Here is a 26,284-nt window from a genome sequence, read left to right as displayed (position 1 = left end):
GTGACAGTGACCGGACTCCCGCTGCTTATTTTCTCGCCATGCGGGGTAATGGCGCGGCGATGCCTGAAGACCGCCGCTTTTTTGGCCTAATTTTTAGGCTATTCGCCTTAAAGGTGGTCAATAAACCCTTATAGGCCCCCGCGCGCTGACGCGGGGGTGAGGGGGCAAAGCATGTGTCTCATCATTTGGCGATGACGTGGCGCATGAGTCCTTCCTGTGCGGCCGAGGCTACGAGGACGCCGTCGCGGGTGAAGAACTCGCCCCGGCAGAAGCCGCGGGATCCGAAAGCCGCAGGACTTTCCTGGCTGTAGAGCAGCCATTCGTCGGCCCGGAACGGGCGATGGAACCACAGGGCGTGGTCGAGGCTCGCCACCTGCAGGTCGCGGTCGAACACCGATCGGCCGTGGGGCAGGAGCGCGGCCTGGAGCAGCGAGAAGTCCGAGGCGAAGGCCAAGACTGCCTGATGCGTGGGCAGGTCGTCCGGCAGCGGCGTGCGCGCCCGCACCCACAGGCTCGGCTTGACGCCGGCGCTGCCGAGATAGGCCGGGTCGAGGGACAGGGGGCGGATCTCCAGCGGGCGGATCGCCATCCAGTCCCGCTGCGCCGCCTCGGGGAAACGCTCCAGCAGGCGCGCCCGCCAGACGTCGTCGGGCGGCAGATCCTCCGGCATGGGTACGTCGGGCATGGTGTTCTGGTGCTCAAGCCCGCCTTCTTCCAGCTCGAACGACACCGCCATGGAAAAGATGGCCTTGCCGTGCTGGATGGCCACCACCCGCCGGGTGGTGAAGGAGCGTCCGTCGCGGATGCGGTCCACCTCATAGACGATGGGAATGGTGGGGTCGCCGCCGAGCAGGAAATAGCCGTGCAGGGAATGGGTGAGGCGCGGGGCATCGACGGTGCGGCGCGCCGCGACCAGCGCCTGGGCCACCACCTGACCGCCGAACACACGTCCGCCACCCGGATTGCCGCTGCGACCGCGGAACAGATTGATCTCCAATTGCTCCAGGTCGAGGATGGACAGAAGCGCTGCAACGTCGGAAGACGGCGTGTCGGTCATGGCGATGGCCTTGGCGGAGCTCGCGACGCGCCGAAACGGGCGTCGGGGGCGAGGATGACGAGGCACGAACACGCCACGCGTCCCCAAGGTGCGTCAAGTCCGTATAGGTGAAGTGCATGTCGTTTGGGGCGCAACCGGTCCTGGCCGGTTGGAGGGGCCCTGGGAAGACCAGGGCCTGGGTCGGCCCGAACCCTAAGACCGCGTAAGGAGATCCGTCCATGAGTGGCCTGTCCGAGCCTGCCGTCGCCCCCTCGCCTTATACCGGAGCGGGCGTCTTTCTTGCCCCGGCGGTGCTGTTCGACGTGGCGATCGTCGGCGGCGGGATGGCGGGGCTCAGCCTCGCTCTGGCGCTGCGGCAGGGGCTCGGCGCCGACGCCCGGATCACTTTGCTCGATCCCGCCCTGGCCGAGCCGGCGATCGATGACCAACGCTGTTCCGCCATCGCCGCCTGCGGGCGGCGCATGCTCACCGTGCTCGGCGCGTGGCCGCGAATCGAGGCCGCGGCGCAGCCGATCCAATCCATGGTGGTCACCGACAGCCGCACCAAGGACGTGGCGCGCCCCACCTTCCTGACCTTCGACGGCGACGTGGCGCCGGGCGAGGCTTTCGCCCACATGGTGCCGAACGCGGTGCTGCAGGGCGCGCTCATCGACGCCGCCGAGGCCGCCGGCATCGAGCTCCAGGCGGAAAGCGTCTCCGCGTTCGCCCCCGAGGGGGTCGCCATGGCGCTCACCACCGGGACCGGCGCAAGCCTGTCCACCCGGCTGCTGGTGGCCTGCGATGGCGCCCGCTCGCGCTTGCGCTCCATGGCGGGCATCGACACCGTGTCCTGGAGCTATGGCCAAAGCGCGCTCACCTTCACGGTGGAGCACGAGCGCCCGCACGAGGGGCGGGCCGAGGAGCATTTCCTGCCACCGGGTCCGTTCGCCATCCTGCCCCTGCCGGGCAACCGCTCCTCCATCGTCTGGACCGAGCGCACCGCCGATGCGGAGCGCCTGGCAGCGCTGCCGGCGGTGCTGTTCCAGGAGGAGCTGGAGCAGCGCTTCGGGCACCGGCTGGGCTGGGTGAAGCCGGTGACGCAGCCGCGCCCCTATCCGCTCGGCTTCTCCATGGCGCGCAGCTTCATCGGCGATCGCTTGGCCCTGGTGGGCGATGCGGCCCATCTCATCCATCCCATCGCGGGGCAGGGGTTGAACATGGGGCTGCGGGATGTGGCGGCGCTGGCCGAGGCGGTGACGGACGCGGCGCGGATCGGGCTCGATTTCGCCGCGCCCCAGGTGCTCGAGCGTTACCAGCGCTGGCGGCGCTTCGACACCTTGGCCATGGGGGTCGCCACCGATGGCCTCAACCGCCTGTTCTCCAACCATTCGGACGCCTTGCGCGCGCTGCGCGACGTGGGGCTCGGCTTGGTGGACCGCATGCCGCGCCTCAAGGGCCTGTTCATCCGCGATGCGGCAGGCCTGACCGGCGCGGTGCCGAAGCTGCTGCGCGGCGAAGCGCTCTGAGCGGCGGGGCCGGCCCTTGGGCGGCCCTTGGGCGGCCCTCATCAGGCGCTGGGATCGGTCGCGTCTTCGTCCGGCGGCGCCACCGGGGCGATGAGGGCGGCGGCGTCGTTGCGCACCGCGTTCACGGCCGGGGACACCGGCCAGAAGGTGAGCTGGGCGGCCGGCGCCGGGCGCAGCAGGTCACGCGGATTATCGGCGGCAAGAAAGCGGGAGATGTCCGCTTCGGCGAGCACGACCGGCATCCGGTCATGCAGCGGGCGCAGAGTTTCGTTCGCCGCGCAGGTGAGGATGGTGAAGGTGCGCAGCCACTGGCCCGTGGCCGGATCCTTCCAGCCTTCCCACAGGCCGGCGAAGGCCATGGGCGCGCCATCGGCGGGGGTGATGTAGAAGGGTTGCGCGGCGCCGTTCCGCCGCCGCCATTCGTAGAAGCCATCGGCGGGGACGATACAGCGCCGTTTCTTGCGCCACGCGTCGCGGAAGGTGGGCTTTTCAGCCACGCTTTCGGAGCGGGCGTTGATGAGGCGCGCGCCGCCGCCGGGGTCCTTCGCCCATACCGGCACCAGCCCCCACCGGAGCAGCGACAGATCAAGCGCGCCGGTGTGGGGATTGAGGCGCACCACCATCAGGTCCTGGGTCGGCGCCGCATTGTAGCGGGGCGGGCAATTGGGCAATTGGAGCGTCGCCACATCGAGCCCGAAATGCTCCGCATAGGCGATGGGCGCCCGGTGCTGGACAAAACGGCCGCACATGCGCGTTCCCCTTCCGCCGCGTGCGCGGCTCCGGCTCAGGACGGGAGGCGGAACCGGCCGTCGATGGCGGGCGGTCCATCGGTGGTGACGCGCCCGGTCTCCACCAGATGCTCCAGGTGGGCCAGCACGGTGAGGGAGGCGGCTCCCACCAGGCGCGGATCCAGGCCGATATAGATGCCGCGCACCAGATCGGGAATGGTTTCCGCCGCGCGGTCGAGCCCGCGCAGGATCGCGGTTTCGCGGGCGATTCGGTGGTCGAGATAGTCGCGCACGAACGCCGGCGCATCGCGCACCGCGCCACCGTGGCCGGGCAGGTACACCCGCTCCTCGCGCCGGCCGAGCCGTTCGAGGGAGTGGATGTAATCGCCCATGGCGCCGTCCGGCGGCGCCACGATAGAGGTCGCCCATGCCATCACATGATCGCCGGAGAACAAAAGGGCGTCTTCCTTGAGCGCGAAGGCGAGGTGATTGGCGGTGTGGCCGGGGGTCGCGAGGGCGGTCAGCGTCCAGGTGCGGCCGGATACGATCTCGCCATCGGCCAGCGCATGATCGGGCACGAAATCCATGTCGGCGCTGGCATCAAGGGGGTTGATCTCGCCGATGTGGAGGGGGCGGGCGGCCCGATGGGGCGCGCAACCCACTATCTTTGCGCCGGTGGCCGCCTTCACGGCCGCCGCGGCCGGTGAATGGTCGCGGTGGGTGTGGGTGACCACCACATGGGACACGGTTTCCCCGGCGACGGCCTGCAGCAGGGTTGCCACATGCTCCGGGCTGTCGGGGCCGGGATCGAGAATCGCCACTTCACCGCGGCCGATGATGTAGGTGCATGTGCCGGTGAAGGTGAACGCCGAGGGATTGGGCGCCACCACGCGCCGCACCAGCGGCGTGACGGGCACCACCTGTCCGGCGGGGGATTCAAAATCGCGATCGAAGGGAATGTCGGCGCTCATGGCCGGAGGCTAGAGCATTTCCGCGCCCACGCGAAAGGGGAAAGACGCGGGATGAACGCGCGCGGGTGGAGCCGGCAGCGCGAGGGCGTCGAAGACCAGAAAGGCCCGCCAATGGGCGGCGGGCCTTTCGCAGGACGCTGACGGCAGGGGTCAGAACTTGTAGTTCACACCAGCCTTGATGGTGTTGAACTTGTTGTCGTTCTCCGCGTCCAAGCCATAGACGGTAAAGGGCAAGATATTGTCCGACGTGCCAAGGTCGACATAGAGATACTCGGCCTTGAATGTCCAATTGTTGGTGAATGCGTATTCCACGCCGCCGCCGATGGTCCAGCCCCAGTTCGTGCTGGAGGTGCCGAAGCTCGGGATTCCGAAGCCCACCTGGGAAGAGGTCCGGCCATAGGCCGCGCCACCCGTGATATAGGGCAGGAAGCGATCGAACGCATAGCCGAGGCGGGCGCGGATGGTTCCGTAATAATCGAGCGACGAACCCATGGACGCGTTGCCGAGGGTCAGCGTGCCGGAAATGTTTGACCACTGAAGGTCCGTCTCGAGGCCCACCACCACATTGTTGGCGAACTGGTAATTGTAGCCGAGCTGCCCGCCCACAAACCAGCCGGACGAGGTGATCGAAGCGCTCCTGACTGGAAGCCAGACGGCGTAGAGGTCGTAATTGTAGGTGTCGCCACCGTAGCCGGCGTTCGCACCGATGTAGAAGCCGGTCCAGGAGAAGACGGGCGCCGCGACGGCCTTCACCGGATACTTGGTGGCGAGGTCGGCAGCCGCCGCCGGAGCTGAAAGCGCGGCCACAGCGACGGTGGCGAGCAGAAACCGCTTCATCATAAGCCCTTCTTCAGTTTTTCAAACTGCCTATGGTGGTCGGCGTCGTGATCTCACCGGCCCCTCTAGCGCTAGGGTTGTAGCACTAGGGTTTCAGCAATTCTGTATCATTGCGGCAACAATTGAGGCGAAAATGACCGGGCCGACCGCCATTTGCGGATGATGTCGCGTGCGGCGCATGTGCAATAATGCACTTACCTATGGGAAATAAGTATCCATCAATGTGAACATGAGGTGGCCGGCAGCGGATGCCGCGCAATGGGATCCGATTACATGTGCCTGCGTCTCAGTTGCATTTTTCTGTGGTGCGGATGCCTTCTGGTCGCCCGCATGTGCCGGCTTCTCCGGAAGGTATCGGGGACACGCCGCGTGGCGATGGACGCGCTGCGGAATAGCTGCGATTCGCACATCGGTGCGATGGCGGCGTCGTTCGGTCCGGTCGTGGCTTTTGTCCCGTGAACCGATATGCGTTGTTCACGAGGTTCACGAGTGTGGCCCCCGTCCGCTTTGGGAATGGTAGCCGATGGATTGGCGCGGGTTCGATGGTCCTCAGGCGGGCGCCGGGGGCAGGTCAGCGCGGGGATGTCCATCCGAGATCCTGGGCGGACGTCGGCCAGCGTGCGAATCGGGCGTGCAAAGGCGAGGGTTCGGAGCACACGTCGCGCGATGCCTGCGGCCTCCACGGCTTTTGCGCTTCACGTCGCGGGCAGCTCTACCCCCGCTCGCTCCCAAGGGGGCATGCGGATAAGGCGCGAGCCGGGGGCGTTTGGGGAACGAGGAGGGAACCGCCGCGCGGTATAGAGAGGCGGGCTCTTCGGGTAGAGATTGAAGGCCGTCGAAGGGGAAAGGGCGAGCTTCCCGCAGGTCTCCGCACCCGCAAAAAAAAGGCGCCGGGCCAAAGCCCAGCGCCTCAATTTCCGAACAGAGCCGATCTGCTGTCAGGACAGCTGTACCCTGCTTCGAATCGTCAGACCCAAAACAATCGGCGCACCGGAGGGTGCGCCGATTGGCAAGGCTCAGAACTTGTAGTTCACACCAGCGCGCATGGTGTTGAACTTCGCCGAGCTGTTCAGAGAGACGAGGTCCAGGACGCCGGAGTTCGAGCTGCCCAGGTCGACGTACAGGTACTCGGCCTTGAACGTCCAGTTGTTGGTGATGGCATACTCGGCGCCAGCGCCGATGGTCCAACCCCAGCTGGTGTTCGAGCCGCTCACGCTCGGGAACACGCCGTAGCCTTCGACGAGGGTGTGCTGGATGTTGCCGTAGGCGGCACCACCGGTGATGTAGGGCAGGAACCGGTCGAAGGCATAACCGAGGCGGGCGCGGATGGTGCCGAAGTAATCGACGTTCGAGCCGGCGATCCAGTTGGTGCCGCCGAGGTTGATGCCGCTGCTCTGGCCGGAGATGTTCGCCCACTGCAGGTCGGTCTCAAGGCCGACAACCACGTTGTTGGCGAACTGGTAGTTGTAGCCGAGCTGGCCACCGACCATCCAGCCCGAAGACTGGGTGTCGACGGAGCCGACGGTCACGCCGAGAGCGACCAGGTCCTGAGAGAACTTGTCTCCGCCGTAACCGAAGTTGGCGCCGATGTAGAAACCGGTCCAAGAGAACACCGGGGCCGCAATGGCCTTGACCGGGTACTTCGTCGCCAGGTCAGCAGCCGCGGCCGGAGCCGAGAGCGCCGCCAGCGCGACAGTGGCGAGAAGGAACCGCTTCATCGTTAATCCCCCATGTTTGGGTTACAAGACTTTGAGCCGACAGGGTCGAGTGCGTTCGCATTCGTTGCCCCCGCCCAGTGAGAGTTGTGTAGCAGAGCCCGCGAAAAGATTCCGTAGCTTTCATGCCACAGTAGATCGAAATCCACGCTCTGCAACCGATGCCCAAGTTACTATAATACCGAAAGGCGCGATGGTGCCTGTTGTTCGGCCCATGAGCCCGGCGGGACTGTGCTGAACTATGGTAAAATATTGGTAAAATAACGGCTTCCGCCACATGATCGTCACTGACGAGGCCACGCTTCCTTGTGCGAACCAGGGCTTTAACGCGACGATATATGGGGGTTGTTGCGCAATCAGTGCGGGTAATGGCGGTAGCCGCGGGTGTGGCGTGGCCGATCCGGTTCTGGCGGGCGGGGAAAGCGGCGTTTGCGCGGGGCGGGGTGGCGGTTGTTCCAAGTCGGGTTGCGCGGGAAACGGGGTGCCAACCGGCATCCCCGCCGGGTCCATAACGGAACGGCAGGGGCGGAGGCGCGGTCGGGCGCGCGACTGGGGCGAACCTGTTGACTTTACGCAAATGTCCTCAGTGCGCCGGGATCCATTTCGGTGCGAAGCTGCTTTAAAGTGCGTTGTCATGCGAGGGGCTCTCGGGTCTGCGCCATCCTCTCGCAGGTGCACGCGCATATGGCCGGGGCGGTGGAGAGCCGCCGGGTCGTGACCGGAGCAGGCAACAGGTGGAGGGTCGGGAGATGTTGAAGACACTTCTCATGGCGGGCGGGCTGGCCATGCTGGCCTCGGCCGCGAGCGCGCAGGGCATGGTGCGCAGCACCGATCTCAGCTGTGCTCAGGCGGCGCGGCTGATCGCCGAAAAAGGGGCGGTGGTGATGGCTACCTCGCCCACATTGTACGACCGCTATGTCCGCGATCTGTCCTTCTGCGACTACGACATGCAGCTGAAGCCGGAATGGGTGCCCACGCGCGACAATCCGCAGTGCTTCATCGGCTACATCTGCTACGAGCCGTCCCGGGGCGGCGGGCGTTCCGGCGGCTGAGCACGCTTGTGGCCGACACGCTTGCGGCCGAATAGAAAGGGACGCCCGAAGGGGCGCCCCTGGTCTTCAGCCGATGCCGCGATCCTTGAGGATGCCCTCGATCTCCTCCAGCACCACCGGATCGTCGATGGTGGCGGGGATGGACCACGCATCGTGGTCGGCGATCTTCTTCATGGTGCCGCGCAGGATTTTGCCCGAGCGGGTCTTGGGCAGGCGGTTGACCGTGACCGCCAGCTTGAAGGCGGCGACCGGGCCGATGCGGTCCCGGACCAGCCCCACCAATTCCTTTTCAATCACCTCGGGCGCGCGCCGCTCGCCGGCCTTGAGCACCACGAAGCCGCACGGCACTTCCCCCTTGAGGGAATCCTTGACGCCGATGACGGCGCATTCGGCCACGTCCGGATGGGAGGCGATCACCTCTTCCATGCCGCCGGTGGAGAGGCGATGGCCGGCGACATTGATGATGTCGTCGGTGCGGCCCATGACGAACACATAGCCATCGTCATCCATGAAGCCGGCGTCGGCGGTCTTGTAGAAGCCGGGATAGTCGACGAGGTAGCTTTCCTTGAAGCGCTCGTCCTGCTGCCACAGGGTGGGCAGGCAGCCGGGAGGCAGCGGCAGCTTGATGACGATGGAGCCCATGGTGCCGGCGGGAACGGGCTTCGCCGCCTCGTCCACGATCTGCACGTCATAGCCGGGCATGGGCACGGTGGGCGAGCCGAGCTTGACGGGCAGAAGCCCGAGCCCGACCGGATTGGCGGCGATGGCCCAGCCGGTCTCGGTCTGCCACCAATGGTCGACCACCGGCACGCCGAGCTGGGTCTCGGCCCACTGCACGGTGTCCGGATCGGCGCGTTCGCCGGCCAGGAACAGGGTGCGGAAATGGCTGAGGTCGTGCCCCTTCTTATAGGCGCACTCCGGGTCTTCCTTCTTGATGGCGCGCAGCGCGGTGGGCGCGGTGAACAGCGCCACCACCTTGTGCTCCTCGATCACCCGCCAGAAGGCGCCGGGATCGGGCGTGCCCACCGGCTTGCCCTCGTAGACGAGGGTGGTGCAGCCGGCGAGCAGCGGCGCATAAACGATGTAGGAGTGACCCACCACCCAGCCGATGTCGGAGGCCGCCCAGAAGACCTCGCCCGGCTTGATGCCGTAGAGGTTTTCCATGGTCCAGGTGAGCGCCACCATGTGGCCGCCGCTATCGCGCACCACGCCCTTGGGCTTGCCGGTGGTGCCGGAGGTATAGAGGATATAGAGCGGGTCGGTGGCGGCCACATCCACGCAGGGCGCGGCCTTGCCGGCGGCCGACGCGGCGGCGCAGGCCTGTGCCCAGTCGATGTCGCGGCCCTCGGCGAGGGTGGCGGGCCCCTGCGGGCGTTGCAGCACCACGCAGTGCTCGGGCTTCACCGCCGACATGGAAATGGCGAGGTCGAGCAGGGGCTTGTAGGGCACAACCCGGTTCGGCTCGATGCCGCAGGAGGCGGCGAGGATCACCTTCGGCTCGGCGTCCTCGATGCGGGTGGCCAGTTCCTTGGCCGCGAAGCCGCCGAACACCACCGAATGGATGGCGCCGATGCGCGCGCAGGCCAGCATGCCGACCAGCGCCTCGGGCACCATGGGCATGTAGACGAGCACGCGGTCGCCCTTCTTGACCCCGAGATCCTGGAGTACGGCGGCGAGCGTCGCCACGTCGTGCTTCAGCTCCGCATAGGTGAGGGTGCGCTTGGACGAGGTGACCGGGCTGTCATAGATGATGGCGACCTGATCGGCGCGGCCGGAGGCCACATGGCGGTCCACCGCATTGAAGCAGGTGTTGCCCACCGCGCCCTCGAACCAGCGACCGTAGACGCCCGCGTCGGGGGCGAACACCTGGGTGGCGGGCGTGGTCCAGTCGATCTTCTTGGCCGCCTCGCCCCAGAAGGCGGACGGATCGTCGCGCCAGCGGGCGTAGGTTTCGCCGTACCGGCTGCTGCTTGTGCTGTCCATGGACGTCTCCCTTATCGGCCGTTCTTTGATTTGGTTAGTGCCGGTGCCCCGGCGACGGGGCAAGTACGCACAACTGCGTACGACGTTGGTTGGATGGATAAAGGGCTTGTTCTATCGTGCCCGCCGATTGCGCCGTTCCAGGGCCGTGGCTAGGTTGCGCGCTCGCGCGGCGCGCGCCATTCGACAGTTGTTCCGCCCCCGCCGATCGGCCGAGAGCGGAACAGCGGGCCGGCGCGGAAAGGACGAAGGGGGATACCATGGCGGGTAGCATCTACGACCTGCATCTCGATCGCAATCAGGCCAATCACCAGCCCTTGACCCCGCTCGGCTTCCTGGAGCGCGCCGCCAGCGTGTTCCCGGACCACACTGCCATCATCCACGGCGCCCTCAAGCGGACCTATCGCGAGTTCTACGCCCGCAGCCGGCGCCTCGCCTCGGCCCTCGCCAAGCTCGGCATCGGCAAGGGCGACACAGTGGCGGTGATGCTCACCAACACCCCGGCCATGCTGGAAGCCCATTACGGCGTGCCCATGACCGGCGCGGTGCTGAACTCCCTCAACACCCGCCTGGACGCCGCCATTCTCGCCTTCACCATCGACCATGGCGAGGCCAAGGTGCTCATCACCGACCGCGAGTTCTCGCCGGTGATGAAGGCGGCGCTGGCCATGGCGGTGAAGAAGCCCATCGTCATCGACTATGACGATCCCGAATTCACCGGCAAGGGCGACCGGATCGGCACCCTGGAATATGAGGCGTTCCTTGAAACCGGTGATCCGGAGTTCGCCTGGACCGGCCCGGACGACGAATGGGACGCCATCGCGCTCAACTACACCTCCGGCACCACCGGCGATCCCAAGGGCGTCGTCTACCATCATCGCGGCGCGCACCTGCTGGCGGTGGGCAATGTGGTGACCTGTTCGCTGGGCAAGCATCCCGTCTATCTGTGGACGCTGCCCATGTTCCACTGCAACGGCTGGTGCTTCCCCTGGTCGGTGACGCTGGTGGCCGGCACCCATGTGTGCCTGCGGCAGGTGCGCGCCAAGCCCATCTTCGACGCCATCGCCGATCATGGCGTGACGCACATGTGCGGTGCGCCCATTGTGATGTCGTCGCTGCTCGGCGCCCCCGAGGCGGAAAAGCGGGCTCTGCCCGGCAAGGTGGAATTCATCACCGCCGCCGCCCCGCCGCCGGAAGCCGTGCTCGCCGCCATGCAGGAGGCCGGCTTCAACGTGGTGCACGTCTATGGTCTGACGGAGGTCTACGGCCCCTCGGTGGTGAACGACTGGCATTCGGAATGGGATGCCCTGCCCGCCGGCGAGCGGGCGGTGAAGAAGGCGCGCCAGGGCGTGCGCTATGCCGCCATGGACGCGGTGGACGTGCTCGACCCCGAGACCATGCGGCCGGTGCCCGCCGACGGCACCTCGCTCGGCGAGGTGATGTTCCGCGGCAATGTGGTGATGAAGGGCTATCTCAAGAATCCCACCGCCACCGACACCGCCTTCGCCGGCGGCTGGTTCCATTCGGGAGACCTCGGCGTCAAGCACCCCGATGGCTACATCCAGCTCAAGGACCGTTCCAAGGACATCATCATCTCCGGCGGCGAGAACATCTCGTCGATCGAGGTGGAGGACGCGCTCTACAAGCATCCGGCGGTGAGCGCGGCGGCGGTGGTGGCCAAGCCCGACGAGAAATGGGGCGAGACCCCGGTCGCGTTCGTGGAGTTGCGCGACGGCATGAGCGTGACGGCCGAGGAACTGCTGGCCCATTGCAAGACCCACCTCGCCGGCTACAAGTGCCCGCGCCACATCGTGTTCGAGCCGATCCCGAAGACGTCGACGGGCAAGATCCAGAAGTTCCGCCTGCGCGAGCTGGCCAAGGAGGTTTAAATGGAGGTCAAGGACGCCAACGGCGCCGTCCTGAAGGACGGGGACAACGTGACCCTCATCAAGGATCTCAAGGTGAAGGGCTCGTCCGTCACCTTGAAGCGCGGCACCCTGGTCAAGGGCATCCGCCTCACTGATGATCCGGACGAGATCGACTGCAAGGTCGAGAAGGTGAAGGGCTTGGTGCTGCGCACCGAGTTCGTGAAGAAGGCCTGAGCGGTCTTCAGGCCAGCAGGTGCTCGGGCGTAAGCCCGAGTTCGGCAAGGGAGCGCCTTATCGGGCGCTCCCAGCCGGTTGCGCCCTTGGCGGCCGCCTCCTCGAAGGCATCGGACAGGGCGAAGGGATCAGCACTCTTCAGCGCGGCGATCAGCGCCTTGGCCTGGGCAAGGTCCTTTTGGCGCTTGGTGGTGTCGCCGCCCCGCTTCTGGGCGATGATGAGCTTATGCACGGCGAAGCGCGCCGGTTGGGGAATCCGCACCGCGATGCCGCTTCGATGGAGGACGGCCGCCGGGATGGGATCGGCGATCAGCCAATCGAGGTGCTGAAGCGGTGTCGCACCTGCCGCCAGGGCCGGGAGTGCCATGGGGCTGGTGTCGGTGCGCCGGCGTTGAGGCGTCAGCAGGTCCACCACGAAGCCTGAGGCGGACCTGAAATGAGACGGCAGAGCCGCCGGATCGAGGCCGGGAAGTCCGCGAAAGGTCGGGTCGGCCCGTTTCAGGATGGTTTCCATCGTCTCTCCTTTCTCGTCCGTCGTGACGGCGAGGCTGGCGGTGGCGATGTCCGCGTCCTGAGTGATGAGGCCGGCGGCGGGAAGCATGTGCCCCAAGGGGGCTGGATAGCATTGATAGGCGGCGGTGCCGACCAGGACCGCCTGCCGGAGCAAGCCGGCATCGCTCATGGCGTCTAGCACATGGGACAGGGCCGGCACCGGCGCGGGCACATGGGCGCGCCTGAGGGTGGAGACGATTTCCTTGCGCGCCGCGGCCCTCGTATTTTCCTCTTCGATCAGGGCGATCCGTTCCACCACGGCCGGGTCATCCGCGCGGCCGACGAAGATGTCACGCCGTACGGTGCCGACCGGCCTCTTGCCGTAGACATACGGAATGCCATTGATCTCGCGATTATAGAGCGAGGTGGGGCGTTCCGCGCTGGCCTGGAGCTGCTGCGCCAGTTCCGCATAGAGGGTCTGCAGCGGGAGCGAGATGGGCTTCATGGTTACAGACGGTTTTTCCAACATTGTCTGTATCATTTATAATTTACAGACTGAAATCGCAATCCTGTCTGTAAGTTTCCGGCTCTCCATCCTTCCCGCTGCCCCTGCGCCACCTTTCCAATCGTTCATCTGGCGGCCATGGTGCGGTCAGGTTTGGGGCGCCACAACGGCGGCAGAGCCTTCAAGCGGAGATGATCCCGGTGCGCGCCCTCCTGTCCCTTCTCGGCGACATCCGCCGCCTCGCGGTGCCCTATTTCAAGAGCGAGGAGAAATGGGGGGCGATCGGCCTGCTCGCGGCGGTGATCGCCCTGGAACTCGCCTGGGTGGGGGCGACGGTGATCCTCAACGAATGGAACGTCGCCTTCTACAACGCCATCCAGGACAAGGACTTCGCGGCGTTCCAGAAGCAGCTCCTCATTTTCTGCGGGATCGCGGCGGGGGCCATCATCGTCGCCGTGTATCAGGTCTATCTGAAGCAATGGCTGGAGATCCGCTGGCGGCGGTGGCTGACGCAGCGCTACCTGGATGCCTGGCTCACCGACGATGTCCATTACCGCCTGCGCCTGTCGGGTGACGCCGCCGACAACCCGGACCAGCGCATCGCCGAGGATGTGCAGCTTTTCGTCGGGCGCACCATCGGGGTCGGCATCGGGCTCCTGGGCACCGTGGTGTCGCTGATCTCGTTCTCGGTCATCTTGTGGACCTTGTCCGGGCCGCTCGCCTTCAGCCTGTTCGGACACGCTTTGTCGATTCCGGGCTATCTGTTCTGGGCGGCGCTGATCTATGCGGCGGCGGGCACCTGGATCGCCCATCTCATCGGCCGCCCGCTGGTGCGCCTCAATTACGATCAGCAGCGCTACGAGGCCGACTTCCGCGTCGATCTGGTGCGCGTGCGCGAGAATGGCGAGCAGATCGCCCTCCTGCATGGCGAGGCCGCCGAGGACCGCAAGCTGGAGGGGCGTTTCTCTCGGGTGTGGGGCAATTTCTTCGATCTCATGAAGGCGCAGAAGCGGCTCACCTGGTTCACCGCGGGCTACAATCAGATTTCCACCATCTTCCCGTTCGTGGTGGTGGCCCCGGCCTATTTTGCCGGGGGCATCCAGCTCGGGCAATTGATGCAGACCGCCTCGGCCTTCGGCTCGGTGCAGGGCTCGTTTTCGTTCTTTGTGTCGAGCTATGTGACGCTGGCGGAATGGGTTTCGGTGGTGCAGCGGCTCACCGGCTTCGAGGCGGCCATCGCCCGGGCACAGGCGCAGGCGGCCAATCCCGCCTTCACCGCGACCGCCCATGGGGAGGGGCCGGCGCTCGGCCTGTCGGGGGTCGAGGTGCGCCTGCCCGGCGGGGCGCCGCTGGTGGCGACCGGGGAACTGGAGATCGGCCACGGCGAGTGCGTGCTCATCACCGGGCCGTCCGGCGCCGGCAAGAGCACGCTGCTGCGGGCCATCGCCGGCATCTGGCCCCATGGCGAGGGGCGGATCGCCCGCAAGGCCGGGCAGAAGGTGATGGTGCTGCCGCAAAAGCCCTATGTGCCGGTGGGCCGGCTGGATGCCGCGCTGGCCTATCCCGCTCCGGCGGCGGGCGTGCCGCAGGAAAAAGCGATTGCGGTGTTGCAGGCGGTGGGGCTGGCGGGCCTGGTGTCGCGGCTGGAGGAGGAGGCGTTGTGGCCCCATGTGCTGTCGCTCGGCGAGCAGCAGCGCCTGTCCATCGCCCGCGCCTTGCTTGAGGCGCCCGACGTGCTGCTGCTGGACGAGGCGACCTCCGCCCTCGACGAGGCCTCGGAAGCCGCGCTCTACCGGCTGCTGCGCACCGCGCTGCCGCGCGCGACCTTCATCTCCATCGGCCATAGGGCGACCCTTCGGGACCTGCACGACCGGGTTCTGCACCTGGAAGGTGATGCGGCGCCGCGTGTTCTGAAGCCGGCCGGAGCCGTGCAATTGCAGCCGGTGTGAGCGGCAGCTCCGTCAGGCCGCCGGGCTCCGGCGGCTTGCGGCAAGCGCGTGCCCGTCGCGCAGGGATAGCCCCATCAGCGTGATGTTGAGGGCGCCGGCAGTCAGCTCCAGCGCCTGCACGGCCATGAAGGTGGTGTCGAACATCCCGGTGGCCGCGCGCGCCTGCAGGAACACGGAGCATGGCAGCAGCACGCATAGCCCGTTGAGGGCGATCACCGGCATGCGCCGCCTCTTGGCCAGGATGCGCGGCGCCCGCGCCTGTCCAGCGAGGCGAAAGCCCGTGGCCCCCGCGACGGCCATGGCCGGCACCAGCACCACCATGCCCCACAAAATGGCGGTCTTTACCCGCGCCACCAGGGCGCCGTCGCCAAGCGCTTCCGCCGCGACGGTGGAGGTCCAGAACAGGACGATCATCGCCAGGGCGATGCCCGCCGCGAGGGGATGGAGATGGCGGATCATGGCGTGTCTTCCGTGGGATGCGCGCGGGGATCGGTGGTCCATCCGGCCAGGGCGTGCCGCGCCTCGGTCTGTTGCGCGAGGGTTTCGGCGAGCCGGCGGAGCACCCCCGCGGTCGCTTCGAGCGCGGGCGAGCTGATGGCTGCGGCCAGGGCGTCCGCCACGGGCGCCCAGCAGGCACTGGCGGCGGCGAAGGCCATGGCGCCCTCGGGCGTGAGCTGCACCAGCTTCGCCCGCTTGTGGTGGGGATTGGGCGCGAAGCGCACGAAATCCATGGCGGAAAGGTCGTCCACCACCCGCTGCACCGACTGGCGGGTGAGGCCCATGTTGCGGGCGATACCGGCGGTAGGCAGCCCGCCACCGGCCTCCGCGATGGCGCCCAGCACCTGCCAGCGGGCGCTGGTGAGGCCAAGCGGCGCCACCAGCGCGTCGCCGGCGGCGATAAGCGCGCCGTTCAGGCGAAACACCTCCAGCGCCACGCGGCTGGCGGGATGGGTAAAGGGATCATAGGTCGGTGTCATATCGGCAGTATGATGTCGATATGACAGTTAGCTGTCAATGTCAGCGGGCCGCGCCGGTTGGCGGGTTGCGCGTGCATCGGCGCCGGGAACGGCCTATATGCGCGCCATGAGCCAGACGCCGCCCCTCGTCTTCGACCGCGCCCTGTCGCGTCGACGCCTCGCCCGCGCCGCCCATCTCGGCCCGGAGACCTTCCTTCTCGACCGCGTGGCGGAGGATCTGGCCGACCGCCTGGGCTCGGTGAAGCGGCGCTTTTCCACCGCGCTCGATCTCGGCACGCCCACGGATGGGCTCGCGCGCGCCCTCGATGGGCATCCGGCGGTGGAACGCCTGTTCGCCGCCGCGCCCTTGGCGGCGGGGCTTGGCATCCGTCGCGACGCCGTGGTGGCGGACGAGGAGGCGCTGCCGTTTGCACCTCAATCCCTCGATCTGGTGGTGTCCGCGCTCGCGCTCCAGGGGGTCAACGACCTGCCGGGGGTGTTCGCCCAGGTGCGCCGGGCGCTCAAGCCTGATGGCCTGTTCCTGGCCGGTTTCGTGGGCGGCTCCAGCCTGACCGAGCTGCGGCAGGCGTTTGCCATCGCCGAGAGCGAGACCACGGGCGGGGTCTCCCCCCGTGTCGCGCCGTTCGCGGATGTGCGCGACCTGGGCGGGCTGCTGCAACGGGCCGGATTTGCTTTGCCCGTGGCCGATACCGACCGGATCGTGGTGCGCTACGGCTCGCCCTTCACCCTGTTCTCGGAGCTGCGCCGCATGGGCGCGGCCAATGCGTTGACCGAACGGCGACGGGTGCCGCTGCGCCGCGACACGCTGCTCAAGGCAGCCGAGATCTATGGCGCGCGTTTCGCCGATCCGGACGGGCGGCTGCGGGTCACCTTCGACATCGTGTGGCTGTCGGGCTGGGCGCCGCACGAGAGCCAGCAGAAGCCGCTGGCGCCCGGTTCGGCCAAGATGAGCCTGGCCGCCGCCCTCGGCGCCAAAAGGGCGGGCGAGCCGCCCGCCGATGGCGCGGCGTGAGCTTCGATGCCGGAGATCTGAACGGCCCGACCGGCTGCGCGCTTGACGCGCCACGGTAAAACGGCAGCATCACCGGCCTTGGTGGGCCACGATGGCGGGGATGGGCATGGCCGGATTCGTCTTCAATACGCCCGCGCGCATCGTCTGCGCGGCGGGTGCCGCGGGGCAGGCGGGCACGTATTTCCGCGCGGCGGGCGTGTCCCGCGTGCTGGTGGTGACCGATGCCGGCGTCGCGCGGGCCGGTGGGCTGGCGATCGTGCTTGACGCCTTGCGCGCGGCGGGCGTCGCCCATCGCGTGTTCCAGGACGTGCCCAGCGGTCCGGATGCGCAGGCGGCCACGGCGGCGGCCGCAGCGGCCGTGGAGATGCAGGCGGAAGGCGTATTGGGTCTCGGCGGCGGCTCCGCCCTTGATGTGGCCAAGCTCGCCGCGCTGCTGGCGACCGGTGGTGACGCCCTGTCGGAGATTTATGGGACCGGCCTTGCGAAGGGTCCGCGCCTGCCGCTCGTTCTCGTGCCGACCCTGGCTGGCAGTGGCGCGGAGGTCACGCCCATGGCCCTGCTGGTGGCCGGAGGCGAGAAGAAGGCGGTGGTGGCCTCCTGCCTCATCGCCGATGTGGCGCTGCTCGATGTGGACCTGACCCTCACCGCCCCGCCGGCGGAGACGGCGGCCGCCGGGGCCGGCGCCATCGCGATGGCGGTGGAGGCCTTCACCTCCAGCCATGCCAACGCCAATCCGCTGTCGCTGGCCCTGGCCGAGGGCGCGCTCGGACTGCTGGCCTGGGCGCTGCCGCTGGCGGTGCGGGAGGGCGCGGACCGGCGGGCGCGCCATGCCTTGCTCACCGCCTCGCTGATGGCGGGCGAGGCCTGCGCCAATGCGGCGGTGGGGGCGGCGCATGCGCTCGCCTATCCCGTGTGCGCCCGCCATGGAGTGCCGGCGGGCCTCGCGTCGGCTTTGATGCTGCCCCATGTGGTGCGCTTCAACCTGCCGGTGGCGGGCCACGCTTATTCCGGCCTGCTGACGCGGCTGTTTCCGGAGGCTCCGGCGGCGGGCGATTCGGCGGCCCGCGTTGCTGCGTTCGCCGCGCGATTGGGCGCGTTGCTGTCCGTGATCGGATTGCCGCAGACGCTGAAGGCGGCGGGCGTGCCCCAGGCGGACCTCGCCGGCCTCGTGACCGCCGCCCAACGCCAGACGCGGCTGCTTGCCAATAATCCGCGCCCGCTGTTGGCGCAGGACATTGCCGCGCTTTACAAGGCGGCCTGGGGGTAGGGTGCCGCCCGGCGCGTCCTCCCCCCCACATCGGCACGGACACCCGAGGACACCCATGACCGGCACCGAAGCGACAGCGAAACAGGCGGGGCGCGAGGCGCCCTTTCTATTGGCCGATTTTCCCCACGTTCTCACGCTCTCCACCCGCTGGGCGGATGTGGACGTCTACGGCCATGTGAACAACGTGGTCTATTACTCCTATTTCGACACGGTGGTGAATGAACACCTGATCGCCCACGGCGTGCTCGATCCGCAGGCGAGCCCCGTCATCGGCCTCGTGGTGGAGACGCGCTGCACCTATTTCCGCTCGCTCACCTTTCCGGCGCCGGTTACGGCGGCGATGCGGGTGGCCAAGCTCGGCGCCTCGTCGGTGCGTTACGAGATCGCGCTGTTTCAGGGGGAGGATCCGCGGGCGGCGGCGCAGGGCCACTTCGTGCATGTCTACGTGGATCGCGCCACCCAGCGGCCGGCGGCCGTACCCGATGCGGTCCGCCGGGTGCTCCAGCCGCTGGCGTGACCTGGACCGGCCCCGCTCCAAACAAAAAGCCGGCCCGCGGTGCGGACCGGCTCTGAAGGGGTGGATATCGGACCCGATCAGCAGATGTACTGGGCGCCGTTGATGGTCAGGGTCGAACCGGTGACGAAGGAGGCTGCGTCGGAGGCCAGGAACACCACGCCGCGGGCGATGTCCTCCGGCTCGCCGAGACGGCCGACCGGAATGGTGGCGACGATCTTGGCCAGGACGTCCGCAGGCACCGCGCGCACCATCTCGGTGCCGATATAGCCGGGCGCGATGGCGTTCACGGTGATGCCGTGCTTGGCCGATTCCTGGGCCAGGGCCTTCACGAAGCCGATCTCGCCGGCCTTGGCGGCGGAATAATTGGTCTGGCCGAACTGCCCCTTCTGCCCGTTGATGGACGAGATGCAGACGATGCGGCCGAAGCCGCGCGCGCGCATGCCTTCGATCACGTTGCGGGACATGTTGAACGAGCTGGACAGGTTGGTGGTGATCACCGCGTTCCACTGCTCGAGCGACATCTTGTGCAGGGGGGCGTCGCGGGTGATGCCGGCGTTGTTCACCAGCACGTCGACCGGGCCGAGCTCGGCTTCCACCTTGGCGATGCCGTCCTTGCAGGCGTCAAAATTGGAGACATCCCACTTGAAGTGGGGAATGCCGGTCTTCTCGCTGAAGGCCTTGGCGGCCTCGTCATTGCCGGCGTAATTGGCCGCAACCGTGTAGCCGGCCGTCTTGAGCGCGATGGAGATGGCCTCACCGATTCCGCGAGTGCCACCCGTAACCAATGCGACGCGCGCCATAGTTCCCTCCATTCATGTTGGCTCGACCAAGACTAAGTTGAACCTTCCGAAGCGGATCGAGCCACGCCCGGATTGTGTCTAAGCATTTCCGAAAACGGTTGCGAGTGTCTCGGGCCGCGATCGAAGGTCGCGGCCCGTATTTTTACGGAGAGTGACGAATCAATCCCGCTCGACGCACACGGCAACGCCCATGCCGCCGCCGATGCACAGGGTGGCAAGACCTGTTTTCGCATCCCTCTTCTGCATTTCATACAGGAGGGTGATGAGAATGCGGGCGCCTGAGGCGCCGATGGGATGGCCGATGGCGATGGCACCGCCGTTCACGTTCACCTTGGAGGTGTCCCAGCCGAGCCCCTTGTTGACGGCGATGGCCTGGGCCGCGAACGCCTCGTTGGCTTCGATCAGGTCGAGGTCGGCGGGGGTCCAGCCGGCCTTCTCCAGCGCGAGCTTGGCGGCCGGGATGGGGCCGGTGCCCATGATGGACGGGTCGACGCCGGCCTGGGCCCACGACACGATGCGGGCGAGAGGGGTCTTGCCTTCGGCCTTGGCCTTGGCGGCGCTCATCAGCACCAGCGCGGCGGCGCCGTCGTTGATGCCGGAGGCGTTGCCGGCGGTGACGGTGCCGTCCTTGGCGAAGGCCGGCTTCAGCTTTTCCATGCTTTCCAGGGTGGCGCCGTGACGGATGTATTCGTCGTCCGAAACCACCACGTCGCCCTTGCGGGTGGAAATGGTGACCGGCACGATTTCATCCTTGAACTTGCCGGCCTTCTGGGCGGCTTCCGCCTTGTTCTGGGAGGCGACGGCGAATTCGTCCTGTTCCTTGCGGGTGATCTGGAACTGCTTCGCCACGTTCTCGGCGGTGACGCCCATGTGGTAGCCGTTGAAGGCATCCCACAGGCCGTCCTTGATCATGGTGTCCACGAACTCGAGACCGCCCATGCGCTGGCCGTTGCGCAGGTGCGCCGCGTGCACCGACTGGCTCATCGATTCGTGGCCGCCGGCCACCACCACTTCGCTGTCGCCGTTGGCGATGGCCTGGGCGGCGAGCGCCACCGTGCGCAGGCCCGAGCCGCACACCTGGTTCACGGTCCATGCCGGGCTGGAGGCCGGCAGGCCCGCCTTGATCGAGGCCTGGCGGGCCGGGTTCTGGCCCTGGGCGGCGGTGAGCACCTGGCCAAGGATGACCTCGCTCACGGCCTCGGCCGGAACGCCCGCCCGCTCCAGCGCCGCCTTGATGGCGATGGCGCCGAGCTCGTGCGCGGGCAGCGGCGCCAAGGCGCCGTTGAACGAGCCGACGGGGGTGCGCGCCGCGGCGACGATGACGACCTCGTCCTTCATGATTTTCTCCTGGGGCTTGGGAACAGGCGGACTTGGGAACTGGCGGACTTGGGAACTGGCGGACTTGAAACAGGCGTGGCGGCTTTGCGCCGCTTATGGATGCCGGCATTATATCGGGATCGGCCACGGCTTTGTGTCAATGACCCATGTCATGGCGACCCTGATGCTGGCAAGTTCGACCTGTGGGTGAGGGCGTGGGGCCGGCACCAAGGGGCGATGCGGGGGTGTGCGGTTGCGGTGCACGGTGGGTGCACGCGGTGCACATAATTTGGTAGCTATGGTGGTCGAAACGCCCTAACGTGGTAGCACCCCCCAAGGAGAGTGGATGACCGGACGATGGCAAAATCACAAGAGCCAGTCACCATCAAGAAATACGCCAACCGCCGCCTGTACAACACCGGCACGAGTACCTATGTGACCCTCGAAGACCTCGCCACGATGGTGAAGGAAGGCGAGGATTTCGTGGTCTACGATGCCAAGAATGGCGACGATATCACTCATTCGGTCCTGACTCAGATCATCTTCGAGCAGGAGAACAAGGGGCAGAATCTTCTGCCGATCGCCTTCCTGCGGCAGATCATCCGCTTCTATGGCGACAGTATGCAGATGTTGGTGCCGCGCTACCTGGAAGCGTCCATAGACAGTTTCACCAAGGACCAGGAGAAGTATCGCGATCACGTCGCGAAGACTTTGACCGGTGGCGGTTTCGCCGGCCTTGACGATCATGTGCGCCGCAACATGGAGATGTTCGAGCGCGCCTTCCACATCTTCCTGCCGTTCCCCAAGACTGCCGAGGAGGAACAGGCGGAGGCCGAGGCTGCGGCAGCGGCCGCCGCCGCTCAGCCCGCAGCCGCGGTGGAGTCGTCGCGGCCGGCGAGCGCGGGCGGGCCGGACGAGCTTGAAGCGCTGCGTCGGCAGATGGCGGACATGCAGGCGAAGCTGGAGCAACTGGTGGTGCGCCCGGTGGAGCCGAAGGCGCCAGAGCCGCCGGCTCCGGTCCCGCCCCCCGCTCCGACCGAGTTCGCGCCACCGGCTCCCGTTGTGGAGCCTCCGGCTCCGGACGCCCCCGAACCCGACGCGCCGCGGACCGGGGACAACACGGGCAACACGTTCTAAAGGCAAGGCCGTCTTCGACAACAGCCCGTCCCGCCTGGCGCGGGACGGGCTGTTGTCTTTTAGGCGGGCCTATCCCGCGTCGGGGCGGACCGAGAGATCGCGCTGGGCGACCCGGATCGATACCGAGAAGCCGGTCATCACGTCCAGCAGCATCACCGCGAGCATCAGGGCGAACACGGAATTGCCCGCCTGCGGCACCAGCAGGAATTCCGCGAGGCTCACACCGAACAGCAGGATCGACAGCAGGTGGTCGATGAGCGAGCGCGAGCTGATGCGGGTGGACTTCAGGATTTCGAAGAAGAGGACCAGCAGGCAGGTGGCGATGAACGCTTCCGCCAGGGTGATCTTCCATTGGGCGCCGGACAGCATGGACACGAGCGCGAGCGGGGCGCTCCAGTCGAGGCTGGGCGTGAGGAAGGCGACGATATTGAACAGCGCCAGCGGGATAATCAGAAGCGGCACGGGCGTCAGCATGAAGTGCTCCTTCGGACGGAACCCGCGTGAGGTGTGCGCCTGACAGCCTCGCGGGGCCGGGAATCGGCGGCACATTGCTCCAAGGAATGTCACTGTTCCGTTGCCGCCCTGCGGCGGGAGCCATTTTATCCGCCGGGTCCTGGCGATGCCCGGGATTCAGCGTGGGCCTGACGGCTCAGCGGCAGGAGCCTTGAGCGAAAGGGCGCGCACCACGGACGGCCGCCGCGAGGGCGCGGTGTTAAGGGCGCGCTCCTAAGGAGGCGCTCCCGGTCTGGGCCAGGGGAGAACATTGCTCGGGGGGAGGAGCCGCTCGGCCGATTCGCACTCTTGGCAGGGTGCTCCTGGCGCAAAATGCGCGTCGCGCACCCTCCGGTCGGAGGCCGATTCACGGTATCACACGCCGATGGCGATCGATCTGGCCTCACCCCCGCGGGGAAACGCGGGGTGTGGGCAATTCTCGGATTCGACCCTCATGGGGTCGATGGGCCGGGCCGGAGCCCGGCCTTCAATCACGCCTCGACCTTGGCCTTCAAAATCTGCCGGCCCTTGTACATGCCGGTCTTGAGGTCGATGTGGTGGGGACGGCGCAGCTCGCCGGAATCCTTGTCCTCCACGTAGGTGGGCTGCTTCAGCGCATCGGCTGAGCGGCGCATGCCACGGCGGGACGGCGAGGTTTTTCTCTTGGGAACGGCCATTGTCCAAACTCCTGAAGACGAGACATCCTAAGACAGGTCTCGCCCACTGCGGCGGTTCGCGCGAGCCTTTGCGAAACCTCTTCTTATCTGAAGGCGCGCCTTATACAGGCTCTCGGGCCGAAGCGGAAGCCCCGCGCGTGCGCTTTGTGATCGCGCAGTGTTCAGACCGGTGCCTCAACAAAGCCCACTTGCGCGTCAAGGAGAGCTGCGCAAGGGTGCGCGCCGTTCCGGTGCACACCGTTCGGGTGTGCGCCGGTCTGGGGCACACCCCAATCCCCGAGGAAACCGGACCCATGAAGCGTTCCGTCCACTCCGCCGCGCTCGCGGCTGCTCTCGCCACGTCCGTCGCCTTCGTTTCCCTTTCCGGTCCGGTCCTCGCCCAGACGGCGGCGCCGGCGGCGCCCGCCGCTGCGGCCGTGGCTGATCCGGTGGTGGCGACCATCAACGGCACGCCCATCCGCGCGAGCGAGGTGGCCATGGCCGCCGAGGACATCGGCCCGGGACTGCCGCCCCAGCTTCAGGGCGCGGCGCGGCAGGACTATGTGCTCTCCTTCCTCACCGACATGACCCTGCTGGCCCAGGCCGCCGAGGCTCAGAAGCTGGACCAGACGCCGGCCTTCCAGCAGCGCATGGCCTATGCCCGCACCAAGGCCCTCATGGAGGCGCTGATGACCCAGGAGGCCAAGAAGGCGGTCTCCGAGGACATGAAGCGCAAGACCTATGACGAGTTCGTCAAGTCGGCCCCCGCCGAGGAAGAGGTGCACGCCCGCCACATCCTGGTGGACGACGAGGCCAAGGCCAAGGACATCGCCAAGAAGGCCAAGGCCGGCGAGGACTTCTCCAAGCTCGCCAAGGAATATTCCAAGGACGGCGCCGAGGATGGCGGCGATCTGGGCTATTTCACCAAGGATCAGATGGTGCCGGAATTCGCCGAGGCCGCCTTCAAGCTCGACAAGGGCCAGGTGTCCGACCCGGTGAAGAGCCAGTTCGGCTGGCACATCATCAAGATCGAGGACAAGCGCGCGAAGCCGGTGCCCACCTATGAGCAGGTGGAGCCGCAGCTCGACCAGTATCTGGTGCGCAAGGCGCAGGCCGATCTCGTCACCAAGCTGCGGGCCGACGCCAAGGTGGAGAAGGCTGCCGCTCCGGCGGCCCCCGCCGACGCCGCTCCGGCCCCCGCTGCTCCGGCCCCCGCCGCGGTGCCGGCGGCGCCCGCGAAGAAGTGATGCCAGCACGCTGGCGGTGAAAGGGGCGCTTCGGCGCCCCTTTTTTCGTCGCGGCCGGGTCGAGGGAGCGGGGCCGGGCTGGCGCGATGCGCCGGCCGAGCGCGGCCGATCATGCCATCGGCCCCGGTCTTCGACCGTCCCTAGTGGGTTCGCTCAGGCACCGCGCTGGGTTTGACCAAAGCCCCGTAAGTCAAGCTCACAGGCTTTTGGTCTCACATGCTGTCCACGTCCGCGCGGACGTCGGCGATCAGGGCATCTGCGCCGCGCAGGCGGTCGCCCGCGGCGTCATGGACCAGCGCGCCGAAGGCCTTGGCGAGGGCGGCGCAGACGCCGAGCGCGCTCACCTTCTCGCGCACATCGCCGCTCCATTTGACATCAATGGCCAGATCGCGCCCATCGAGGGCCGCCTTCAGCTCGGGCAGGGCGTCGAGATCGGCGTTCACGTCGTGGAAGCGGAGAGTGAAGCCGGCATCCTCCCCGTCCAGGGTGCAGGGCAGGTAGCCGGAGGATTTCAGGGGCACATAGCCGTCGTCCAGGGTGAGCTTCAGCTTCAGCGCGTCCACGGCGCCTTGCAGGGCGGCGCGATCGGGGACGTCGGAACGACGGAGATAGACGGTAAGAGCACGGGCCATGACGGCTCCTTTGAGGAAAGGCCAGAAACAAAATGCGGCGCACCGCGTCTGAAACAGGCCTACCTTAAGGCTGCCGTCGCCCGGAGGGGAAGAGGGGGCGGGCCGCCGACGCGGCCCCCCCCCCCCCGCGTCTCAGGCGCGGGCCGCGTCGAGCTCGGCGACGATGGCCTCGCCCATGGCCTGGGTGGAGATGACCTCCGCCCCCGCCGTGCGGATGTCGGCGGTGCGCTTGCCGGCGTCGAGCACGCCGGAGATGGCGGCCTCGATGCGATCGGCGACCTCGCCCTGGTTGAACGAATAGCGCAGGGCCATGGCCAGCGAGCCGATCATGGCGATGGGATTGGCGATGCCCTTGCCGGCGATGTCGGGGGCCGAGCCATGCACCGGCTCGTACATGGCCGAGCGCTTGCCGGTGGCCGCGTCCACCGCGCCGAGCGAGGCCGAGGGCAGCATGCCGAGCGAGCCGGTGAGCATGGCGGCGATGTCGGAGAGCACGTCGCCGAACAAATTATCGGTGACGATCACGTCAAACTGCTTGGGCCAGCGCACGAGCTGCATGGCGAGAGAATCGGCGAGGTTGTGCTCCAGCTCCACGTCCTTGTAGTCGGCGTCGTGGACCTTGGTCACAACCTCCTTCCACAGCACGCCGGTGCGCATCACATTGTGCTTCTCGGAGGAGGTCACCTTGTTGCGGCGGGTGCGGGCGAGATCGAAGGCGACGCGGGCGATGCGGTCGATTTCGTAGGTATCGTAGATCTGGGTGTCGATGGCGCGCTTCTGGCCGTTGCCGAGGTCGGTGATGGTCTTCGGTTCGCCGAAATAGACGCCGCCGGTGAGCTCGCGCACGATGAGGATGTCGAGCCCCTCCACCACCTCGCGCTTCAGGGAGGAGGCATCCGCCAGCGCCGGATAGCAGATGGCCGGGCGCAGGTTGGCGAACAGTTCCAGGTCCTTGCGCAGGCGCAGCAGGCCGGCTTCCGGGCGCGCCTCATAGGGCACATCCGCCCACTTGGGGCCGCCCACGGCGGCGAGCAGCACGGCGTCGGCCGCCTTGGCGCGGTCCATGGCGGCGTCGGTGATGGCTTGCTTGTGCGCGTCATAGGCGCTGCCGCCCACCAGGTCTTCCTCGATGGCGAAGGAGGCAAGGCCCTCGCGCTCCAGCCAGCCGATGACGCGCTTCACCTCGGCCATCACCTCGGGGCCGATGCCGTCGCCGGCGAGCAGGAGGAGCTTGTGGGTGGCCATGGATGTTTCCTTCATCTGTTGCAGGGGCGGCCCGCCGCCGTCGAGCTGGCGCCGGAGCGCCGCCGGGCGGGCCGGCGCCTGGGGAGAACCGG

General features: G+C 67.3%; 24 protein-coding genes and 1 pseudogene. 10 read left to right on the top strand and 15 right to left on the bottom strand.

Annotated features, from left to right (window positions below; all coding sequences use genetic code 11):
* Positions 1 to 181: 181 nt before the first annotated feature.
* Positions 182 to 1,057 carry an acyl-CoA thioesterase II gene (gene tesB, locus HUW53_RS01850; RefSeq protein WP_237344035.1) on the bottom strand — a complete coding sequence of 292 codons (876 nt, stop codon included), beginning with the start codon at positions 1,055 to 1,057 and terminating at the stop codon, positions 182 to 184.
* Between the two features lie 218 nt (positions 1,058 to 1,275).
* Here tesB and HUW53_RS01845 point away from each other — a divergent pair, with 218 nt between their 5' ends.
* Positions 1,276 to 2,562, top strand: a complete 1,287-nt coding sequence (locus tag HUW53_RS01845; RefSeq protein ID WP_272903704.1) for a ubiquinone biosynthesis hydroxylase — start codon at positions 1,276 to 1,278, stop codon at positions 2,560 to 2,562.
* A gap of 41 nt (positions 2,563 to 2,603) precedes the next feature.
* Here the strand turns inward: HUW53_RS01845 and HUW53_RS01840 are convergent, their stop codons facing one another.
* The 4 genes from HUW53_RS01840 to HUW53_RS01825 all read right to left on the bottom strand — a co-directional run bounded on the left by HUW53_RS01840 (position 2,604) and on the right by HUW53_RS01825 (position 6,816).
* Positions 2,604 to 3,311 (bottom strand): SOS response-associated peptidase, encoded by a 708-nt coding sequence (locus HUW53_RS01840; protein ID WP_237344034.1) that lies wholly within the window; start codon positions 3,309 to 3,311, stop codon positions 2,604 to 2,606.
* Between the two features lie 35 nt (positions 3,312 to 3,346).
* A complete protein-coding gene (locus tag HUW53_RS01835; RefSeq protein WP_237344033.1) occupies positions 3,347 to 4,261 on the bottom strand; it encodes an MBL fold metallo-hydrolase in 915 nt (304 codons plus the stop codon).
* A 150-nt stretch (positions 4,262 to 4,411) separates the two neighbouring features.
* Positions 4,412 to 5,101 carry an outer membrane protein gene (locus tag HUW53_RS01830; protein WP_237344032.1) on the bottom strand — a complete coding sequence of 230 codons (690 nt, stop codon included), beginning with the start codon at positions 5,099 to 5,101 and terminating at the stop codon, positions 4,412 to 4,414.
* Positions 5,102 to 6,114: 1,013 nt separating this feature from the next.
* Positions 6,115 to 6,816 carry an outer membrane protein gene (locus HUW53_RS01825; RefSeq protein WP_237344031.1) on the bottom strand — a complete coding sequence of 234 codons (702 nt, stop codon included), beginning with the start codon at positions 6,814 to 6,816 and terminating at the stop codon, positions 6,115 to 6,117.
* Between the two features lie 746 nt (positions 6,817 to 7,562).
* Here HUW53_RS01825 and HUW53_RS01820 point away from each other — a divergent pair.
* Entirely contained in the window at positions 7,563 to 7,865 is a 303-nt protein-coding gene (locus tag HUW53_RS01820) for a hypothetical protein (protein WP_237344030.1), read from the top strand.
* A 66-nt stretch (positions 7,866 to 7,931) separates the two neighbouring features.
* On the opposite strand, the gene HUW53_RS01815 is transcribed toward HUW53_RS01820, so the two are convergent.
* Entirely contained in the window at positions 7,932 to 9,848 is a 1,917-nt protein-coding gene (locus tag HUW53_RS01815; RefSeq protein ID WP_237344029.1) for a propionyl-CoA synthetase, read from the bottom strand.
* Between the two features lie 257 nt (positions 9,849 to 10,105).
* On the opposite strand from HUW53_RS01815, the gene HUW53_RS01810 reads away from it, so the two are divergent.
* Together HUW53_RS01810 and HUW53_RS01805 are read left to right on the top strand one after the other, a co-directional pair.
* Complete coding sequence (locus HUW53_RS01810) at positions 10,106 to 11,734, top strand: acyl-CoA synthetase (RefSeq protein WP_237344028.1); 1,629 nt, start codon at positions 10,106 to 10,108, stop codon at positions 11,732 to 11,734.
* A complete protein-coding gene (locus HUW53_RS01805) occupies positions 11,735 to 11,947 on the top strand; it encodes an alkylphosphonate utilization protein (RefSeq protein WP_237344027.1) in 213 nt (70 codons plus the stop codon).
* A 7-nt stretch (positions 11,948 to 11,954) separates the two neighbouring features.
* Here the strand turns inward: HUW53_RS01805 and HUW53_RS01800 are convergent, their stop codons facing one another.
* Positions 11,955 to 12,968, bottom strand: a complete 1,014-nt coding sequence (locus tag HUW53_RS01800; protein ID WP_237344026.1) for a GSU2403 family nucleotidyltransferase fold protein — start codon at positions 12,966 to 12,968, stop codon at positions 11,955 to 11,957.
* A gap of 176 nt (positions 12,969 to 13,144) precedes the next feature.
* Between HUW53_RS01800 and HUW53_RS01795 the strand changes: the two genes are divergently transcribed.
* On the top strand, positions 13,145 to 14,893 hold the full coding sequence (locus HUW53_RS01795; RefSeq protein WP_237344025.1) for an ABC transporter ATP-binding protein/permease: 1,749 nt from the start codon (positions 13,145 to 13,147) through the stop codon (positions 14,891 to 14,893).
* A gap of 12 nt (positions 14,894 to 14,905) precedes the next feature.
* Here HUW53_RS01795 and HUW53_RS01790 read toward each other — a convergent pair whose 3' ends face one another.
* A complete protein-coding gene (locus tag HUW53_RS01790; protein WP_237344024.1) occupies positions 14,906 to 15,352 on the bottom strand; it encodes a hypothetical protein in 447 nt (148 codons plus the stop codon).
* On the bottom strand, positions 15,349 to 15,870 hold the full coding sequence (locus HUW53_RS01785; RefSeq protein ID WP_237344023.1) for a MarR family winged helix-turn-helix transcriptional regulator: 522 nt from the start codon (positions 15,868 to 15,870) through the stop codon (positions 15,349 to 15,351). Before HUW53_RS01785 ends, HUW53_RS01790 begins: the two co-directional genes overlap by 4 nt.
* A gap of 97 nt (positions 15,871 to 15,967) precedes the next feature.
* On the opposite strand from HUW53_RS01785, the gene HUW53_RS01780 reads away from it, so the two are divergent.
* The 3 genes from HUW53_RS01780 (at position 15,968) to HUW53_RS01770 (ending at position 18,666) form a co-directional block, all read left to right on the top strand.
* The gene (locus HUW53_RS01780) at positions 15,968 to 16,882 is read left to right on the top strand and encodes a methyltransferase domain-containing protein (RefSeq protein ID WP_237344022.1); all 915 of its coding nucleotides are present in this window, start codon (positions 15,968 to 15,970) and stop codon (positions 16,880 to 16,882) included.
* Positions 16,883 to 16,988: 106 nt separating this feature from the next.
* Positions 16,989 to 18,149: an iron-containing alcohol dehydrogenase gene (locus HUW53_RS01775; protein ID WP_237344021.1), complete on the top strand. Its 1,161-nt coding sequence runs from the start codon at positions 16,989 to 16,991 to the stop codon at positions 18,147 to 18,149.
* A 55-nt stretch (positions 18,150 to 18,204) separates the two neighbouring features.
* The gene (locus tag HUW53_RS01770) at positions 18,205 to 18,666 is read left to right on the top strand and encodes an acyl-CoA thioesterase (RefSeq protein WP_237344020.1); all 462 of its coding nucleotides are present in this window, start codon (positions 18,205 to 18,207) and stop codon (positions 18,664 to 18,666) included.
* 77 nt (positions 18,667 to 18,743) lie between these two features.
* Here HUW53_RS01770 and phbB read toward each other — a convergent pair whose 3' ends face one another.
* Both phbB and HUW53_RS01760 read right to left on the bottom strand, forming a co-directional pair.
* Entirely contained in the window at positions 18,744 to 19,466 is a 723-nt protein-coding gene (gene phbB / locus HUW53_RS01765) for an acetoacetyl-CoA reductase (RefSeq protein WP_237344019.1), read from the bottom strand.
* 159 nt (positions 19,467 to 19,625) lie between these two features.
* The gene (locus tag HUW53_RS01760; protein ID WP_237344018.1) at positions 19,626 to 20,804 is read right to left on the bottom strand and encodes an acetyl-CoA C-acetyltransferase; all 1,179 of its coding nucleotides are present in this window, start codon (positions 20,802 to 20,804) and stop codon (positions 19,626 to 19,628) included.
* Between the two features lie 336 nt (positions 20,805 to 21,140).
* Here HUW53_RS01760 and phaR point away from each other — a divergent pair.
* Positions 21,141 to 21,767 (top strand): annotated as a pseudogene (gene phaR, locus HUW53_RS01755) (polyhydroxyalkanoate synthesis repressor PhaR); the annotation flags it as partial.
* A 222-nt stretch (positions 21,768 to 21,989) separates the two neighbouring features.
* On the opposite strand, the gene HUW53_RS01750 reads toward phaR, so the two are convergent.
* A complete protein-coding gene (locus HUW53_RS01750; protein WP_237344017.1) occupies positions 21,990 to 22,394 on the bottom strand; it encodes a hypothetical protein in 405 nt (134 codons plus the stop codon).
* A 509-nt stretch (positions 22,395 to 22,903) separates the two neighbouring features.
* Positions 22,904 to 23,089: a 50S ribosomal protein L32 gene (gene rpmF, locus HUW53_RS01745; RefSeq protein ID WP_237344016.1), complete on the bottom strand. Its 186-nt coding sequence runs from the start codon at positions 23,087 to 23,089 to the stop codon at positions 22,904 to 22,906.
* 293 nt (positions 23,090 to 23,382) lie between these two features.
* On the opposite strand from rpmF, the gene HUW53_RS01740 reads away from it, so the two are divergent.
* Positions 23,383 to 24,315, top strand: coding sequence for a peptidylprolyl isomerase (locus HUW53_RS01740; protein WP_237344015.1), 933 nt, complete (start codon positions 23,383 to 23,385; stop codon positions 24,313 to 24,315).
* 212 nt (positions 24,316 to 24,527) lie between these two features.
* On the opposite strand, the gene HUW53_RS01735 is transcribed toward HUW53_RS01740, so the two are convergent.
* Positions 24,528 to 24,947, bottom strand: coding sequence for a hypothetical protein (locus HUW53_RS01735; protein ID WP_237344014.1), 420 nt, complete (start codon positions 24,945 to 24,947; stop codon positions 24,528 to 24,530).
* Positions 24,948 to 25,079: 132 nt separating this feature from the next.
* On the bottom strand, positions 25,080 to 26,192 hold the full coding sequence (leuB, locus tag HUW53_RS01730) for a 3-isopropylmalate dehydrogenase (protein WP_237344013.1): 1,113 nt from the start codon (positions 26,190 to 26,192) through the stop codon (positions 25,080 to 25,082).
* Positions 26,193 to 26,284: the final 92 nt, after the last annotated feature.

The sequence above is a fragment of the Xanthobacter agilis genome (assembly GCF_021730435.1).
In the GTDB taxonomy this organism is placed as follows: domain Bacteria; phylum Pseudomonadota; class Alphaproteobacteria; order Rhizobiales; family Xanthobacteraceae; genus Xanthobacter; species Xanthobacter agilis.
The sequence above is the reverse complement of the archived record's forward strand: the minus strand, read 5'-3'. Positions and strand labels throughout refer to the sequence as shown.